At 76.3% G+C, this 15,943-nt stretch carries 15 protein-coding genes; 10 read left to right on the top strand and 5 right to left on the bottom strand.

Going from position 1 to position 15,943, the window contains the following annotated elements; translation table 11 throughout:
• Positions 1 to 1,202: sulfite oxidase (locus tag ACFVFS_RS38680; RefSeq protein ID WP_380629711.1), on the top strand; the 1,202-nt coding region annotated here is incomplete at its 5' end.
• Between the two features lie 87 nt (positions 1,203 to 1,289).
• On the opposite strand, the gene ACFVFS_RS38675 is transcribed toward ACFVFS_RS38680, so the two are convergent.
• Together ACFVFS_RS38675 and ACFVFS_RS38670 are read right to left on the bottom strand one after the other, a co-directional pair.
• On the bottom strand, positions 1,290 to 1,943 hold the full coding sequence (locus ACFVFS_RS38675) for a TetR/AcrR family transcriptional regulator (RefSeq protein ID WP_380629710.1): 654 nt from the start codon (positions 1,941 to 1,943) through the stop codon (positions 1,290 to 1,292).
• A gap of 129 nt (positions 1,944 to 2,072) precedes the next feature.
• A complete protein-coding gene (locus tag ACFVFS_RS38670; RefSeq protein ID WP_380629709.1) occupies positions 2,073 to 2,981 on the bottom strand; it encodes an acyl-CoA thioesterase in 909 nt (302 codons plus the stop codon).
• Positions 2,982 to 3,128: 147 nt separating this feature from the next.
• On the opposite strand from ACFVFS_RS38670, the gene ACFVFS_RS38665 reads away from it, so the two are divergent.
• From ACFVFS_RS38665 to ACFVFS_RS38645, 5 genes are all read left to right on the top strand, one after another.
• On the top strand, positions 3,129 to 4,541 hold the full coding sequence (locus tag ACFVFS_RS38665) for an SWIM zinc finger family protein (protein ID WP_380629708.1): 1,413 nt from the start codon (positions 3,129 to 3,131) through the stop codon (positions 4,539 to 4,541).
• Complete coding sequence (locus ACFVFS_RS38660; RefSeq protein ID WP_380629707.1) at positions 4,538 to 7,312, top strand: DUF6493 family protein; 2,775 nt, start codon at positions 4,538 to 4,540, stop codon at positions 7,310 to 7,312. The genes ACFVFS_RS38665 and ACFVFS_RS38660 overlap by 4 nt, the downstream gene beginning before the upstream one ends.
• A 121-nt stretch (positions 7,313 to 7,433) precedes the next feature.
• On the top strand, positions 7,434 to 7,958 hold the full coding sequence (locus tag ACFVFS_RS38655) for a TetR/AcrR family transcriptional regulator (protein WP_380629706.1): 525 nt from the start codon (positions 7,434 to 7,436) through the stop codon (positions 7,956 to 7,958).
• Positions 7,959 to 8,040: 82 nt separating this feature from the next.
• Positions 8,041 to 8,400 carry a hypothetical protein gene (locus tag ACFVFS_RS38650; RefSeq protein ID WP_380629705.1) on the top strand — a complete coding sequence of 120 codons (360 nt, stop codon included), beginning with the start codon at positions 8,041 to 8,043 and terminating at the stop codon, positions 8,398 to 8,400.
• Between the two features lie 93 nt (positions 8,401 to 8,493).
• Positions 8,494 to 9,444, top strand: coding sequence for a DUF389 domain-containing protein (locus ACFVFS_RS38645; RefSeq protein ID WP_380629704.1), 951 nt, complete (start codon positions 8,494 to 8,496; stop codon positions 9,442 to 9,444).
• 39 nt (positions 9,445 to 9,483) lie between these two features.
• On the opposite strand, the gene ACFVFS_RS38640 is transcribed toward ACFVFS_RS38645, so the two are convergent.
• From ACFVFS_RS38640 to ACFVFS_RS38630, 3 genes are all read right to left on the bottom strand, one after another.
• Positions 9,484 to 10,671 (bottom strand): MBL fold metallo-hydrolase, encoded by a 1,188-nt coding sequence (locus ACFVFS_RS38640; RefSeq protein WP_380629712.1) that lies wholly within the window; start codon positions 10,669 to 10,671, stop codon positions 9,484 to 9,486.
• 285 nt (positions 10,672 to 10,956) lie between these two features.
• Positions 10,957 to 11,409 (bottom strand): MaoC family dehydratase, encoded by a 453-nt coding sequence (locus tag ACFVFS_RS38635; RefSeq protein WP_380629703.1) that lies wholly within the window; start codon positions 11,407 to 11,409, stop codon positions 10,957 to 10,959.
• A 212-nt stretch (positions 11,410 to 11,621) separates the two neighbouring features.
• Entirely contained in the window at positions 11,622 to 12,053 is a 432-nt protein-coding gene (locus tag ACFVFS_RS38630; RefSeq protein WP_380629702.1) for a pyridoxamine 5'-phosphate oxidase family protein, read from the bottom strand.
• A 424-nt stretch (positions 12,054 to 12,477) separates the two neighbouring features.
• On the opposite strand from ACFVFS_RS38630, the gene ACFVFS_RS38625 reads away from it, so the two are divergent.
• From ACFVFS_RS38625 to ACFVFS_RS38610, 4 genes are all read left to right on the top strand, one after another.
• Positions 12,478 to 13,377: a hypothetical protein gene (locus tag ACFVFS_RS38625; protein WP_380629700.1), complete on the top strand. Its 900-nt coding sequence runs from the start codon at positions 12,478 to 12,480 to the stop codon at positions 13,375 to 13,377.
• A 198-nt stretch (positions 13,378 to 13,575) separates the two neighbouring features.
• On the top strand, positions 13,576 to 14,139 hold the full coding sequence (locus ACFVFS_RS38620; RefSeq protein ID WP_380629698.1) for a hypothetical protein: 564 nt from the start codon (positions 13,576 to 13,578) through the stop codon (positions 14,137 to 14,139).
• A gap of 50 nt (positions 14,140 to 14,189) precedes the next feature.
• The gene (locus ACFVFS_RS38615; protein ID WP_380629697.1) at positions 14,190 to 15,065 is read left to right on the top strand and encodes a hypothetical protein; all 876 of its coding nucleotides are present in this window, start codon (positions 14,190 to 14,192) and stop codon (positions 15,063 to 15,065) included.
• A 63-nt stretch (positions 15,066 to 15,128) separates the two neighbouring features.
• The coding region (locus tag ACFVFS_RS38610) for an SAF domain-containing protein (protein ID WP_380629696.1) at positions 15,129 to 15,943 on the top strand (815 nt) is incomplete at its 3' end.

Raw genomic sequence — 15,943 nt, 5'->3', positions numbered from 1 at the left:
GTCCGCAGCGGGCGGCGGCCGCCGCCCCGGCGCCCGCGCCCGGCACGCCTCCGGGCGCCCCGGCCGGCGCGGCGGCGGCCGCCGGACCGGTGCCCGGGATCGTCAAGCCGCTGCCCGCCGAGTGGTTCGTCCCGCGCGGGACCAACGCCGAGATGCGGTTCGACGCGCTGCGCGACGGCGCGGACGGCGCCCCGGTCGGCCGGTATGTCCCGGTGGAGCGCTTCTTCGTCCGCAACCACACCAGCACCCCGCTGATCGACGCCGGGAGCTGGCGGCTGCGGCTCTTCGGCAGCGGTCTGCGCGGCGCGCCGACGGCGGACCGGCCGGTGGAGTTCTCGCTCGACGACCTGCGCGAGCTGCCCTCGCACACGGTCGGCGCGCTCATCGAGTGCGCCGGCAATGGCCGCAGCTTCTTCGCGAGCCAGCAGCACCAGACCGTGCCCGGCACCCCGTGGGCGCTCGGCGGCATCGGTGCGGCCCGCTGGCGCGGCGTGCGGCTGGGGGAGGTGCTGCGCCGGGCGGGCCTGACGGCCGGCGCGGTGGACGTGATGCCCGCCGGTCTCGACCCGGAGCCCGTCGTCAACGGCGTGAGCCTCGGCCGGGTGCGCCGACCGCTGCCCGTCGCCAAGGCGCTGGACGACGTGCTGCTCGCCTACGAGATGAACGGCGAGCCGCTGACCCCCGACCACGGGGCGCCGGTCCGGGTGGTGGTGCCGGGCTGGGTCGGGATCGCCTCGATCAAGTGGGTCGGCACCGTCGAGGTGTCCGACCGGCCGCTGTACTCGCCCTGGAACACCGACTCCTACCGCCTCTTCGGCCCCGACTACCCGCCCGGCGGCAGCGCGCCGCTCACCACCCAGGTGGTGAAGAGCGCGTTCGAGCTGGCCCGTGACGCCGTGCTCCCGGCCGGGCGCACGCACCGGCTGCACGGCCGCTCGTGGTCCGGCGCGGCGCCGGTGCGCCGGGTGGAGGTGTCGGTCGACGGCGGCCGGCGCTGGCGCCGGGCCGAGCTGGACGACGAGCCGCGCGCCGGGAACTGGACGCGCTGGAGCCTCGACTGGCGCCCGGAGGGGCCCGGTCCGTACGAGCTGCGGGCGCGCGCGACCGACCGCCGGGGCGGCACCCAGCCCGAGGTGGCGGTGTTCAACCGCGAGGGGTACCTCTTCGACGCGGTCGTGGTGCACCCGGTGACGGTGGCCTGAGGGCGGTGGCCTGAGGACGTGCCGCGCCCGCCCGCCGCCGACCGCCGGAACCCGGGCGGGCCCGGCGGTCGGCGGCGGGCGGGGCGCTCAGGCGTTGGACCGGACCTCGTACGGGGCCGGGTAGGCCGTCTCGTACGGCGTCAGCACCAGTCGCACCACGTCCTCCAGCCGCCGGCGGGCGTCGCCGAGCGTGGTGCGCCCGGTCACCCAGGCGGTCAGCTCGCCCTGCCAGGCGTGGCCGACGATGTGCCGCACCAGGTCGCTCGCGGCGGCCGGCACCTCGTCGGCCATCACCGCCTGGAGCGCCGTGCTGTCGGCCCGGGCCATGCCCTGCAGGGCCTCGCTGGCGAAGGGGTCGGTGGAGGCGGCCACGGCCACGCGTAGCCGGGCCAGCTCGGGCTGGCGCTGGTAGGCCCGCATGCCGCCCCGGACGAACCGCGCCACCCGGTCGGTGGCGCCCAGGCCGGCACGCGGTCCGCGCAGCTCCGCCACCAGGTCGGCCAGCAGCAGCCGGTGCCATTCGGCGATCGCCGCCGCCAGTAGGTGGTCCTTGGAGGAGAAGTAGCGGTACGCCGTCCCCAGGGCGACTCCGGACCGCTCGCAGACCTGTTTCATCTGCAGCCGTTCGACGCCGATCTCGTTCACCAGGGCGAGCGCGGCCGCGATCAGGCTTTCGCGGCGTTCGAGCTGACGCGGAGACATCGCCTCCACCGGTCGTGGTGACAGGTCAACCTTGGTCACCCGCACCATGATACGGGCCGGGGCCGCCCAGGAATATGACGCCGTCCGGCCGCCCGCCGTTCGTCCCCCGGCCACCGGGTGGTGGCGGGGGTGGAACGGCGGCCGGTCCGGCGGCCCGGGCGGGGCGGCTCAGCGCGGTGCGACCAGGCGTTCGCGGATCAGCGCCTCCTGGACGGCGGAGGCCACCAGGCGGCCCGCGCGGTCGTAGAACTCGCCCAGTGCCAGGCCGCGGCCGTCCGAGGAGGACGGGCTGCGCTGCGCGAACAGCAGCCACTCGTCGGCCCGGAAGGGCCGGTGGAACCACATCGCGTGGTCCAGCGAGGTCATCAGCAGCCGGGGCGGCTCGGTGCGCTGGAAGAAGTTCGGCTGGACGTGCAGTCCGGCCGTCGAGGCGAGGGTGAGGTCCGAGAGGTAGGTGAGCGCGCAGACGTGCAGCAGCGGGTCGTCGTCCGGCAGCGGCGAGCCGGTGCGCAGCCAGACGAACTGCTGCGGCATGCCGGGCACGGCCGGCGGAACGCCCGGGGCGTCGGCCGGGACGAACCGCAGCTCCAGGTCGCCGAAGCCGGTGTCGGCCAGCGCGGCGCGGGCCTCGTCGTCCCAGCGCTCGAAGACGTCCGGCAGCTCCTCGGGCCCCGGCAGCCGCGGGACCTCCCGGTGCCGGTCGGCGGCCGGCTCGGGGCGCTTGAAGGAGGCGGAGAGGCTGAAGACGGCCTCGCCGCGCTGGACCGCCGTCACCTGCCGGGTGGCGTAGGAGGTGCCCTGGCGGACCCGGTCGACCCGGTACTCGATGGGGCGGCTCGGATCGCCCGCGGTCAGGAAGTAGCCGTGCAGCGAGTGCACCGCGCGGTCCGTCCCGATGGTCCGCCCGGCCGCCACCAGGGCCTGCGCGGCGACGTGCCCGCCGAACGCGCGCATCGGCGCACCGGCGTGGCAGTGGCCGCGGAACGTGTTCTCGTCGAGCTGCTCGATCCGCAGCAGCTCGGCGAACGGGCCGACCGTGCCGGTGGCCCGCCTGTCCTGTTCGGTCAGCTCTGTCACAGGCCCATAGTGGCAGAAGCGGGCGGTGACCCGGTGTGACGTGGGTAACCCGGGAGGCGAACACACTTGCTAGAACGTGTTTCATAATTCGAAGGGCGGAGGGTGCGTGGAGGCCGACTGTCAGTGCCCTGACCTAACGTGCTCGGCATGTCGCAATCCGCACACGCGTACGCCTATCTGCGCCCGTCCGCGGTCCTCGACGGCGAGGCCGGCCGGCGCCTCGCCCTGGAGACCTCCGGCGGCACCACCCCGCTCGGGGCGGCCGCCCACCCGCGGTTCTTCGCGGGCTTCCTGGCCGAGCCCGCGCCGGCCGCCGCCGCGCTGCTCGCCGTCGCCGACGTCGCCGCCGCCCGCTACTACCAGCCCCAGCTGCGCGCCTCGCTCGACCCGGTGGTCACCGCCAACGGCGACCGGCTCCGCTTCGAGTCCTTCTCCGGCTGCTGCGGCGTCTACGCCCGGCTCGACGTGCTCGCCGCCGGCCTGGACGGCGACGAGATCGGCCACGGCACCACCAACGTGGACGTCAACAACCCGCTGCGCGAGGCGCTCACCCGGATCGGCCCCGCCGAGCCGCTGCACCTCGCCGTCGGCCCGGACGCCCTGGAGGTCACCACCTTCGACGGGCCGGTCGTCGAGAAGAAGGTGCCGCTGCCGGAGCGCTGGCTGCGCGGCTTCGCGGAGACCCAGGTCACCGCCGCCGGCTTCGACCTGCGCGCCGAGCTGCCCGCCGCCGAGGCGGTCCGCTTCCTGCGGTCGCTGCCGCGCGGCGGCGGCCGGGCGGGTGCCCGGGTCGCGCAGTGGGTGGTGCCGGCCGGGCGGACGCTGCGGCCCACCACCCGGCCGGTGCCGGGCGCGGTCTGCCTGCCCGGGCCGGAGCGGCTGGCCGCCCTGCAGCGGGTGCTGCGGCACGCGCGGGCGCTGCGGGTCTACGGCCCGCCGGTCGCCGGGGGCGGCCCGGCGGCCTCCGCCTGGGAGGTCGAGCTGCCCGGGATGCGGCTGACCCTCACCCTCTCGCCGGACGCCTCCCGGGGCTTCAGCGGCGAGGGCGGGGTGCTCGGCGCGCTCGCCACCGGCACCGCCGAGCAGGATGCCGACCTGGTCTCGGCGCTGCTCGCCTGGGAGCCGAGGATCGAGATCGCCGAGCTCGCCGAGCAGTCCGGGCTCACGGCGGCCCGGGTGCGGGCCGCGCTCACCCGGCTCGGCACCGCCGGGCAGATCGGCTACGACGCCGCCGAGGCCGCGTACTTCCACCGGCAGCTCCCGTACGACGCGGGGCGCGCGGAGGCGGCCAACCCCCGGCTGAAGGCCGCCCGGGCGCTGGTCGGGGCCGGGGCGGTGCGGCTGGAGGAGGGCGGCACGACGGCCGTCGTCACGGTCGGCGACCACGTCCAGCGGGTCCGTACGGAGGCGGGCGGCGCGGTCGGCTGCACCTGCCTGTGGTGGGCGAAGTACCGGGGCGGGCGCGGGCCGTGCAAGCACGTGCTGGCGGTCGGGATGGTCCGCGAGGAGCGGGCTCGGGGCGGGGCGGTCGACGCAACGCGGGAAGGGGCGGCGCGATGAGCACCGGGACGGCGGAGACGGTGAAGGCGGCGGGGACGGTGCCGACGGCGGGGTCGGAGGGTTCGGCGGGTTCGGCGGGTTCGGAGGCGGTCGAGGCCCTGCTGGCGGCGGTCCGCGAGGGCCGGGTCGGGGAGGTGCCGGGGCTGCTCGCCGTGCTCGGGCCGGCCGAGCGGCGCTCCTGCGTCCCGGCGCTCAAGGAGCTGCGCCGCACCACCCGCGGCGAGTGGTCCAAGGAGGCCAACCGGCGGATGTGCGCGCTGCTGGTGGCCGGCGCGGGCTGCCACCCCGGTGCGGCCGGCGCCGCCACCTGGATCGGCGCCCGGGACTTCAGCGGCGGCTCCTGGGCCCGCAACCCCGCCCTCGCCGACGTCGTCGAGGCGCAGCCGGTGGAGTGGCAGATCGAGGTGGTCGGCCGGCTGGCCGCCAAGCGCGGCTCCGGCTGGAGCTGGGACCTCTATCCGCTGATCGAGCGGGTGGTGCGGCGCACCGGCTGCACGGTGCCGGCCTCCGACGACTTCGTCGCCGAGTGGCTGCGCTCGGCGGCCGGGGCGGAGCGCGGTCCGCGCGGCAACGCCACCACCCTCCTGGAGCGGCTGCGGACCGACACCTTCACCTCCGTCCTGCTGCCCCGGGTGTTCGAACTCGCCGACGTTTCCTGGACCCTGGACTACACGTACACCACCCGTTCGGGTGACACCTGGCCGTCGGCGATCGCCGGACTCGCGGAGTCCGGCCACGTCGGGCGCGAGGAGCTGGTCGACCTCTGCCTCGGCCGTCTGGTGCGCGGCGGCAGGACCCCCGACCAGCGCTCGTTCCTGACGGTGCTGACCGCGCTCGCGCCCACCCCGCAGGAGTACGCGGCCCGGGTGCGCGACCTGCTGGCGCTGCTCGACGGCCCCTCGGTGGTGGCCGGCCACGCCCAGCAGGTGCTGGCCGGGCTGGACGAGGCCGGGCTCGTCGCGCCGGAGGTGGCCGGGGAGGCCTCGGCGGTGGTGCTGTTCCGCAGCGAGAAGAAGCTGGTGCGCGCCCAGCTCGCCTGGCTGGAGCAGGCCGCCAAGCGCTCCCCCGAGCGGTCCGGCCCGGTGGTGCTGGCCGCCGCCGAGGCCTTCGGCCACCCCGACAGCGCGCTCCAGGAGCGGGCGCTGAACCTGGTCGCCCGCCGGCTCAAGGCGGCCGGCGAGGCCGTCCTGCCGGAGCTGCTGCTCGCCGCCGAGGCGCTCCACCCCACCCACCGGGCCCGGGCCGGCGAGCTGTTCGGCGCACCCGTGGGCGGCTCGGGGGGCGACGACACCGCCTGGGACGAACTGCTGCCGCCCGCCCCGGTGCCCGCCCCGCTCGGGGAGCCGCTCGCCACCCCGGCCGAGGTCGCCGAGGAGCTGGCGGTGCTGCGCGCCGCCGAACAGCCGGACGTCGCCGTCTTCGAGCGCGTCCTGGACGGCCTGGTCCGGCACGCCCACCGCGACCGGGCGGCGCTCGCCGGGGCGCTGGAGCCGGTGCTGCGGGTGAACCCCTGGCAGGACGTCGGCCAGTGGCGGGACTGCGGCCCGGGCGACGCGCTGTACCTCGCCGCGGTGGTCGCGGGGCAGGCCGACCCGCACCGGCGCGGCTTCGTCTTCCGCAACAAGGGCCGCGAACCGCTGCGCGGCACCCACACCACCGACTACGGCAAGGTGCTGGCCGCCCGGATCACCGAGGCCGCCGAGCGGATCGCCACCGGCGCCCCGCCGTACCTGCTCGCCACGCCGACCGACGCCACCGGCGCGATCGCCGCGGCCACACTGGTCGAGCGCCTGGCCGGCTACGAGGCCGCCGGCGCCGCGGCCGGTCCGGCCGACCTGGGCGCCGCGCTGCTGCGGACCGCCCCGACGGCGGACCCGGCCGTGCTGGCCGCCGCCGACCGGCTCACCTCGGCGGCCGGGCGGTGGGCGGCCGCCTGGCTGCGCGAGGGCGTGCCGGCCCAGGCCTCGGAGCGGGTGCACTTCGCGCCCGGCACCGGCTCCAAGCGCCCGCGGCGCTACGAGGAGCGCTGGTGGGAGGACGTCCGGCGGAGCTGCGTCGCCCAGCGCGGCGCCCACGGCCCGGCCGGCCCGGCGGGCGAGCGGCTCGCCCCCGAGTTCCGGACCCTGCTGGAGGGCACCGAGCCGAGCGTGGCCCGGGCCCGCCGGTGGAACGAGTGGCTCTGGGAGCCCACCGCGCACTGGGCCGCGATGCTCCCGCACCACCGCGAGGAGCTGGCCGCCCGCTGGCTGGACCGGTTCGCCGACTGCGCCGACCGCGAGCGGCGCGGCGGCGCCCCGCTGCTGGTCGTGCTCGCCGAGGCCGGCGGCCCGGCCGGGCTCGCCCTCCACCTCGCCCTCGGCTACGGCCTGGGCGCCCGCTTCCCCGAGGACCGCGCCGCCGCCGTGGACGCCCTGCTCGTCCTCGCCGCCCGCGGCGACCTGGACGGCGCCCTGCTCGGCCGCGAGCTGGGCGAGCTGGTGGCGCTCGGCACGGTCAAGCCCAACCGCCTCGCGGGCGCCCTGACCGCCGCCGCCGACACCGGCGCCCACGCCACCGTCTGGTCCGTCCTGGCGGCCGCGCTGCCGGCGGTCCTCGGCGGCGAGATCCTGCGCGGTACCGCGGACCTCCTCACCGTCGCCGCCGACACCGCCCGCCGCAGCGCCGCCCGCGGCCCGATCCCGGAGGTCACCACCGCCGCCGCCCGCCCCGGCACCAGCCGCCTCCTGAAGGAGGCCCGCACCCTCCGCGACCTCCTCGCCGCCACCCCCTGACCGCGCCCAGCCGCCCCGGTCCCCGCCCGCTGCGGCGGGGGCCGGGGCGGCGCATGCGGTGGGACGGGTTTGAGAACGGTTGTTCTTGACTGATCGTTCTTCAACTCGTAGAGTCCTGGGCATGGGAAGACCACGCGCCTTCGACGAGGAACAGGCTGTGCGGACGGCGGCGGAGTTGTTCGCCGTCCGCGGGTACGAGGGGACCTCGGTGGACGATCTCGTCACCGGGCTCGGTGTGCACCGGGGGAGCCTCTACAAGGTGTTCGGGAGCAAGCGCGGCCTGTACCTCGCCGCGCTGCGCCGGCACCTCGACGAGGAGGTGCTGCCGCTCGCGGCGGCGCTGCGGGAGGCGGAGGGGCTCGGCGCGCTGCTGGCGCAGGCGGTCGCTGCGTTCGACGGCGGGCCGGCCGCCGGGCTGCTGCTGTCGGCCGCCGTGGAGCGGGCCGGGAGCGATCCGGACGTCGGGGCGCTGGTCGGCGAGGGCCTGGCCGCGCTGGACGACGCGGTCGAGCGGGCCGGCGGCAGCGATGCCGGTGCCGCCGGGGTGCTCGCCGCGACCGTCCTCGGCCTGCGGCTGCGCGCCCGCGCCGGTCTCGGCGGGCCGTCCGCCGACGCGGTGCTGGCCTTCGCCGGGCGCGTCGGCTGACCGCCGGCCGTCCCTCGGCCGCCCCCAGCAGTCCACCCCCAGCAGTCCACCGGCAGTCCATTCAGTGGGAGGAAGCAGTTCCATGGCCCGTGTGAGCATCACCGACCAGACCCTCGTCGTCGAGCTGGAGGGCCTCGACCGGCTCTGGGCGATCCGCAGCCGGATCGAGATCCCGCTCACCAACGTCCGGGGCGCCACCGTCGACCCCGGGATCCTCCGGGAGCCCAAGGGGATCAAGGTCGGGGGCACCCACTTCCCGGGGGTGATCACCGCCGGCACCTTCCGCTCGGGCGGCGAGTGGGTCTTCTGGGACGTCAGGAACCCCGCCAAGGCCGTGGTGATCGAGCTCGCCGACGAGCGCTACAGCCGGCTGGTCGTGGAGGTCGACGATCCGCGGGCCACCGTCGACCTCGTCGAGCACGCCAAGCGGCCCGCCGCCTGACGGGCCGCTGGGGCCACCGCCCGGGGCGACCGGGCGGGGCGGCGCGTCCTAGGGTGATCACGACCCCCGCCGCCGCGCCCGCCCGGAGCCCCCGTGCTGCACCTGCGTCTGATCGTCCCCACCGACCTGCGCGACCCCGTGCTGACCTGTCTGGACGACTGCGTCGGCGTGACCCACGTGGTCCTGCTGCCCGACGCCGCCGTCCGGCCGCCCGGGGACGTGGTGCTCTGCGACGTGGCCCGCGAGTCGGCGGACGAGGTGCTGGCCGGGCTGCGCGCGACGGGGCTGACCGACCGCGGCGCGATCGACGTCCAGGAGGTGGAGCTGACGATCTCGGCCGCCGCCGACGAGGCCGAGCGGCTCGCCCCCGGTGAGGGCGCGGACGCGCTGGTCTGGGAGGCGGTCTCCGAGATCACCCACGAGGAGTCCACCCTCACCGGCGTCTACCTGGCCTTCCTCACCGTGGCGACGATGCTGGCCGCCTGCGGCGCGGTGCTGGACAGCGCGATCCTGGTGGTCGGGGCGATGGCGGTCGGGCCGGAGTTCGGACCGCTCGCCGGCCTCTGCGTGGCCCTGGTGCAGCGGCGGGCGCGGCCCGCTCTGCGCTCGCTCAACGCGCTGGTCGCCGGTTTCGCGGTGGCGATGGCGCTGACCGTCGCGTTCGCCCTGCTGATGGACGGGCTGGGACTGTTCAGCCACGGGAGGTTCGACGCGGCGCGGCCGAACACCTCGTTCATCTGGCAGCCCGACGCCACCTCCTTCGTGGTGGCGTTCCTCGCGGGCATCGCCGGACTGCTCTCGCTGACCTCGGCCAAGGCGGGCATGCTGGTCGGCGTGGCGATCTCGGTGACCACGGTGCCCGCCGCCGCCAACGCGGCGGTCGCCCTCGGGTACGGGGACTTCCGGCAGTTCTGGGGCTCCAGCGCGCAACTGCTGCTGAACATGGCGGGGATCGTGCTGGCCGGGGTGCTGACGCTGCTGGTGCAGCAGGGCGCCTGGCGGCGCATCCGCCGCGAGGCCGCCGCCGGGCGCGGGGCCGCCTGAACGGCCCGCGGCTCCGCCGCAGCGGGGAGGGCGGCCCGGTCAGACCGGCACGCCGTCGCCCCCGGCCGCCGCCCGGTGCCGCGACCCGTCGGCCGCGGCGGCCGGGTCGTCCGGCACCACCAGCGGCGCGCCGTCCCGGGGCGGCGCGGCCACCGCCCGCCACCAGCGCCGCAGCTCCGGCGGCTCGGCCGGTTCGAACGGCCTGCCGGGCCGCGGCACCGCCAGCCGGGCGCCCTGCGCCCGCGCCGCGGCGACGACCCGCTCGGCCGGCTCCTCCCACGGGTGCGGGGCGAGGTTGAAGGTGCACCAGTGGATCGGCACCAGCAGCTCCCCGCGCAGGTCGAGGTGGGCCCGCACGCCCTCCTCGGGCGTCATGTGGACGTCCGGCCAGAAGTCGCTGTAGGCGCCGACCTGCATCATCGTCGCGTCGAACGGGCCGAGCCGGCGGCCGATCTCCGCGAAGCCGGCGAAGTACCCGGTGTCCCCGCTGTGGAAGACGGTCCGCCCGCCGGAGGCCACCACCCAGGACGCCCAGAGGAAGAGCGGGCTGGTGCGCGGGCCGCGGCTGCAGTAGTGCCGGGCGGGGGTGGCGGTCAGCGTCAGGCCGGCCACCTCGGCCGACTCCCACCAATCGAGCTCGACGATCCGCTCGGCCGGCACCCCCCAGTGCTCCAGGTGCGCCCCGACGCCGAGCGGGACGGCGAAGGCCGTGCCGGTGCCGATCAGCGCCCGGACGGTGTCCATGTCGAGGTGGTCGTAGTGGTCGTGGGAGACGACGACCACGTCGACCGGGTCGAGTTCGGCGAGCGGCAGCGGCACGGGGTGGAGCCGCTTGGGACCGGTCCAGGAGAACGGGGAGCAGCGCTCGCCCCAGACCGGGTCGAACAGCACCCGTCGGCCGCCGATCTCGGCGAGCACCGTGGCGTGGCCGAGCCAGGTGAGGCGCAGGCCCGAGGCGGGCGGCTCGGCGAGGTCGGCGGGGAGCAGCCGGTGCAGCGGCACGGCGGAGGCCGGCGCCCGCCGCGCGCGGTCGGCCGCCAGCTGGGCGCGGGTGATCTCCAGCGGGCTGCGTGCGGAGACCATCCGGCGGGTCGGGACGGGGTTGCGGAAGGCACCGCCGGCGAACTGGGGCGAGCGGCGGATCCGGGCCAGCCGCCGGCCGCGCGGCTCGGCGCCGAAGGCGTCGGTGCGGACCCGGTGCCAGGCCGTCCGGGGCAGTCCGGCCAGGCCGGGGAGCGTGCCGAGGGCGGAGGAGGCCGTGGTGGACGCGGTGGACGCGGCGGAGGACAGCGCCGAGGGCAGACCGAGGACTCGGGAGTACCACGGGGCGGCTGGGCGGGGCACGGCACCTCCAAGGACGGCAACGGATACCTGGCATGCCGGGGGCGCGTACCCGCCGACCGGAAGGTCGGTTCGGTACGACAACCGTCTCGTCGGAGATTACTCGTGGTCGGCCGTCCGGACCCGGCGAGCGGCGGCCCCCGTCCGCCGACCAGGGGCCTTCCCCCGTGATCAGGCGTAGAAACGGGTGATCGTGTCGGCGACGCAGTACGGCTTGGCGCCGGTCTCGCCGGCGATGGTGAACCGGACCACGGCCTGCACGCCGCCGGGCACCTCGGTGGCGGAGACCAGCTCGGCCCTGGCCCGGACCGCCGTGCCGACCGGCAGCGGCGCGGGGAAGCGGACCTTCTCCGAGCCGTAGTTGAGCGCCATCCGCACGCCCTCGACGCCGTAGCACTCCTTGGCCAGCATCGGGATCATCGACATCGTGAGGTAGCCGTGCGCGATGGTCGAGCCGAACTGGCTCTCCTTCGCCCGCTGCGGGTCGACGTGGATCCACTGGTGGTCGCCGGTCGCCTCGGCGAACAGGTCGATCCGGGCCTGCTCGACGGTGTGCCACTGGCTGGTGCCCAGCTCGGTGCCGACGGCGGCGGTCAGCTCGGCGAGGGAGGCGAAGGTCGTCACGGGGTGCTCCTGGGACGGGGGAGGGTCGGCGGTGCGGGTTGCTGCGAACTCCGCAGAACTCCACAGAACTCCGCAGAGTATGCCTACTCGCCGGTCACCTGTCAGGGGGTTCCCGGGAACGGCCGGTGGTCCTCGAACCGGCGTTCCCCGGGGCGGCCGGTGCGGGTCGGGCGTGCGAATCGGCGCGGGTCCGGAACGCGGGACGGCGCGGTTCAGGCGTGCGGGACGGGGCGGCCGGACGCGGTCAGCCGGCGGCCGCTGATCAGCTCGGGCACCAGCGAGACGACCATCGGCTCCGGGTCGTCGACCCACGGCCGCAGGCCCGAGCGCAGGGCGCGGCGGAGCAGCTCCGGGTCGCGCAGGACGTCCGCCCGGCCGTGCACCAGCACGCTCCAGCCGCTCCGGGTCACCGGGTCCAGCTGGTCGGCCTGGAAGGCGACGACGGTGCCGTCCAACCCGCGCGCGGTGGCGCTCCCCCGGCGCACGGCCAGCAGCAGGCGCCCGTCCGGAGCGACCTCGAAGGAGACGGGCAGCACGGCCGGCAGCGCGTGCTCGGTGTACACCACGCGTCCGACGGGCACGGTGCTGAGCAGGCGCAGGCACGTGTCCGCGCCGAGTTCCTCCAGTTGGTCGTCACGGTCCATGGGTCCGATGGTCCCCCTCCCGCGCGCGGGCCGACAGGGCCCATGGTCCCTGGGCGGTAGGGCCTTGCGGCCGTCCCCGGGTGGTCGGGGGAGGGCGCCGGGCGGTGCCACGGGGCGGTTCCCGGGCGCCGTCGGACATCGGTCGGGCGCAGGTCGGACGCCGGTCGGACGCCGGTCGGACGCCGGTTCGACGGCGGCCGGACGTGGGATTCGGCCCCGGAACGCCGTCGGAAGGCCCGACGACGGCGGCCCGGGACGATAGCCTGCCCGGCGGTGGCACCGGGGCACGCCGGGCGTGCCGGGAACTGAACGGCGCCGCCGGAGAAGGCAGGACGGCGTGCGCGGCAGGGCCGGAGCGAACGGCGGAGCGGACGGCGGAACGGTTCGGCGGTCCCGGGAGGCCGGGGCCGGGCAGGAGGGGGCGGTGCGGGTGGCAAGCGGGGTCGATCTGGTGGTCATCGGGGCGGACGGCGGGCCGGACCGCGCCTTCGGCGGGTCCGCGCAGGCGGCCGAGGGCGCCCGGTTACTGGCCGAGGTGCTGCCGGGGATGTGCTTCGACGCCGGCGCGGCCGGCAGCAGGGTCGCCGTGGTCGACCCGGTCGCGGACGCCAACACCATGCTCACCGCGGTCCGGGAGGCGGCCGCCCGCCCGGGCCGCTGGCTGCTGGTCTGCCTGGTGGGCCAGTTGGTGGCCGACCCGCGCGGCCGGCGGCTCGCCCTGGTGACGGCGGGCTCCACCGCCGACAACGCCTACCGGCGCGGCCTGGCCTGGGACTGGGTGGTCAGCGCGATGGTGCACGGCGACCAGGAGGAGGCGCTGCTGCTGGTCGACGCGGTCGCCGACAAGGACACCTGGGCGGCGCTGGAGCGCGGCGGCGGCGAGGACGGCGCGGGCGAACTGCTCAGCTACTCGCGCGTCCCGCTCTGGGGCCGGATCGGCCGCCACGCGCCCGGCCGCTACACCCCCGGCCGGCGCGGCCGGGAGGCGGTCCTGCCGGGCGGCCCCGGCTCGTTCAGCCAGGCGCTCACCACCGTGCTGCGGCAGGGCGTCCCGGGCGCGCCCGCCGCCGTCGGGCCGCACGAGCTCCAGCCGGCCGTCGGGGCGCTGCTCGACGGTGGCGCCGCGCAGGACGGCGGCGCCGGTGGGCCGTCGCACCAGCCCGACGCGCCGGGTGTGCGCCTGCTCGTTCCGCCGGAGGGCGGGCGCCTTCTGATGCGCAATCGGGCGGCGGTTCGGGGGGCATTGGCCGGATTGTCGCTTTCTGAGGAACTGTTGGCCCTGCTGTGGCGGGAAAGTGCGCCGACGGATCCGCCTTCCGCGTAAGGTCAGGAGGCCCCAGGTGTTGCCGTGAAGGCCCGGTTTGGCGAAGAATCGATGCTCGCGGGAGAACACTGGCGGGACGGCGGATTTCTTCTGGCGGCCCCGGTCCACACCCGGGGTCGGCTGCGACGAGGTGGGGCGATGCGGCAGCGCGGAATTGTGTTGCGCCCTGGGGCGGTTGGGGTCGGAGGGCTGGTTCTCGTGTTGCTGCTGGGCGGTTGCGCGGGTAGCGGGTCCGGTGGTTCCACCGATCGCTTGGGGACGAACGCGCCGACGGTTGCGGGGGTGACGGCCGTCCCTCCTTCGGGTGGTTCCGCAAACGTCGGGAATGCGCCGACCGACGGACCTGAGGGAGCGGCCGCGCAGGACGCCCTGAGCGCCTATCAGGACTGGTGGCGGGCCCAGGTGGAGGCGTTCGGGCGGACCGATTCGGACGGTTCCGGATTCGGCACCTTCGCCTCGGGGAAGGCGCTGACCGAAGCCCTCGTCAATCTCAAACAACTGCACGACGCCAAACTGGTGATGACGGGCGAACCGCGGAATTCCGCGGTGGTGAAGTCCGTCGATCTGACCGCCGATCCGAACACCGCCGTGATCGAGGACTGCCTGGACGTGTCCGGCTGGCACCAGGCGGACGCCGAGACCCGCGCGGTGAAGGACCCGCCCGACCGGTTCGGCCGGTACGTGGCGACCGTTTCCCTGCGACAGTTCCAAACGCGCTGGCTGATCGACGAGTTCAAGCGGGAGGTGGGACGCACATGCTGAAACCGGTACGGCGATTGGTGATCGGCGCGCCGTTGTTCGCCGGATTACTCGTGGCACCAGCGGGACCTGCGGCGGCTGATCCCCCGGCCCCCACGGGCGGTGCCACGCACTGCCAGGTCAACGTCATCTGCACGGGCATCGGCCAGCCCGGCAGCACGCCGACGGCCCCCGCCGGCGGCGGTACGGGCGGGGGCGGCGGCGGGCCGCAGATCTGCAGCTGGAACGGTCTGCCCCTCGCCTGCAACGACCCCGTCCGGGGCTGGTTCAGCTCATCGGACGGCTGCTACTACCGGGCCATCACCCCGCCGCCGGCGGCGGGGGACGCGCGCTGGAAGGGCAACGACCCCGCGAAGGGCGCGCTCTACAACAGGACCTGCGTCTTCTCCGACGGTTCCCAAGGCGCGCCCGAGGAGGTGTACCTGACCCAGTCGCCCATCCCGCAGCCGCCGGACCCGAAGAAGATGGCCTACGAGATCAAGGCGGAGACGGTCTTCGATCCTCCGGTCCTCGGTGTCGCCCCCAAGAACGATCCGGTGGTGGGCGGAAACGTCTGGCTCTGGCTGGCGGACCCGAAGACGCCGCGCCCGGAACCGCTCACCAGGGACGGCCTGACGGTCGCCCTGAAGCCCCGGCTGGCCTCGGTCAAGTGGACCTTCGGTGACGGAACCAGCGTGACCTGCAAGGGCGCCGCCGCGGCCGGGACCCCGTACGGGCCCGAGTACGGAGGCGCCCCCTCGCCCACCTGCGGCCACGTCTTCAGGACCGGCTCAGGGACCAAGCGGGGCGGCGTGTTCACCGGCTCGGTCGAGGCCGTGTGGATGAACGACGTGACCGTCTCCGACGGCACCAGGGTCGACCCGATCGAGGTCCGGGTCAACGTGCAGAACGTCGGCTTCCGGGTCGCCGAGGTCCAGGTCCTCAACTAACCCGCCGACCACGGCGGCACGCACAGCAATCCCCGACGAACGACGCAGGAAGGCCGAAGCCCGGTGGAGAACCGTACAGTTGCCACGCCCGGCCCCGGCGCGTCCGCCACGGCGACCGCGCCCGGCGCGACCGCCCCCGCGGCCGTGCCGGAGCAGCGGCGCGGGCTGCCGCGCACCCCCGGGCGGACGCTCGGCGCGCGGCGCCGGCGGCCCGCCGTGCTGGCGATGGCGGTGGCCCTGATAGCCGCGGGCGGGCTCGGCGGCGCGGTGCTGTACAACAGCACCGGCCAGCGGGTGGCGGTGCTGGCGCTCGCCCGGGACGTGCCGTGGGGCCAGGTGCTGACCGAGGCGGACCTGGTGGTCGTCCGGATCGCGAGCGACCCCGCGCTCAAGCCGCTGGACGCCGCCGACCGGGCCAAGGCGGTCGGGATGCGGGCCTCCACCGACCTCCACCGGGGCGGGCTGCTCACCAAGTCCGACCTCGCGCAGTCGCTCGTCCTCAACCCCGGGCAGCTGCTGGTCGGCGTCTCGGCCCGGCGCACCCAGCTGCCGGCCACCCGGCTCCAGCCGGGCCAGCCGGTGATCGTCGTCTACACCCCGGACGGCGCGCGGTCCGAGACGCTCGCCGCCACCGTCTACACGGTGGGCCGGGTGGACACCGACGGCAGCCAGGTCTTCGACGCCGTCGTCGACCAGGCGGACGCGGGCAAGCTCGCCGCATGGGTCTCCACCGGGCGGATCCAGGTGGTGGTGGCGCCGCGTGCGGCGGCCGGCACCGCCGCCGCGGGCGTCCCGGCGTCCGGCGCTCCGGCCACCGGGGCTCCGGCGTCCGGGGCCCCGGCGACCGGCGCGGCGTCGGCCCCCGCGCGCCCCGCCGC

Origin of the sequence: Kitasatospora sp. NPDC057692 (assembly GCF_042799475.1) — a bacterium.
Classification (GTDB): Bacteria; Actinomycetota; Actinomycetes; order Streptomycetales; family Streptomycetaceae; genus Kitasatospora.
This window is presented reverse-complemented; position numbering and strand designations above follow the sequence as displayed.

Excerpts from the sequence above, each read along its gene's own strand:
- ACFVFS_RS38660 (WP_380629707.1), top strand. The coding sequence starts at position 4,538 with ATGAGCACCGGGACGGCGGAGACGGTGAAGGCGGCGGGGACGGTGCCG.
- ACFVFS_RS38655 (WP_380629706.1), top strand. The coding sequence starts at position 7,434 with ATGGGAAGACCACGCGCCTTCGACGAGGAACAGGCTGTGCGGACGGCG.
- ACFVFS_RS38630 (WP_380629702.1), bottom strand. The coding sequence starts at position 12,053 with ATGGACCGTGACGACCAACTGGAGGAACTCGGCGCGGACACGTGCCTG.
- ACFVFS_RS38665 (WP_380629708.1), top strand. The coding sequence starts at position 3,129 with ATGTCGCAATCCGCACACGCGTACGCCTATCTGCGCCCGTCCGCGGTC.
- ACFVFS_RS38650 (WP_380629705.1), top strand. The coding sequence starts at position 8,041 with ATGGCCCGTGTGAGCATCACCGACCAGACCCTCGTCGTCGAGCTGGAG.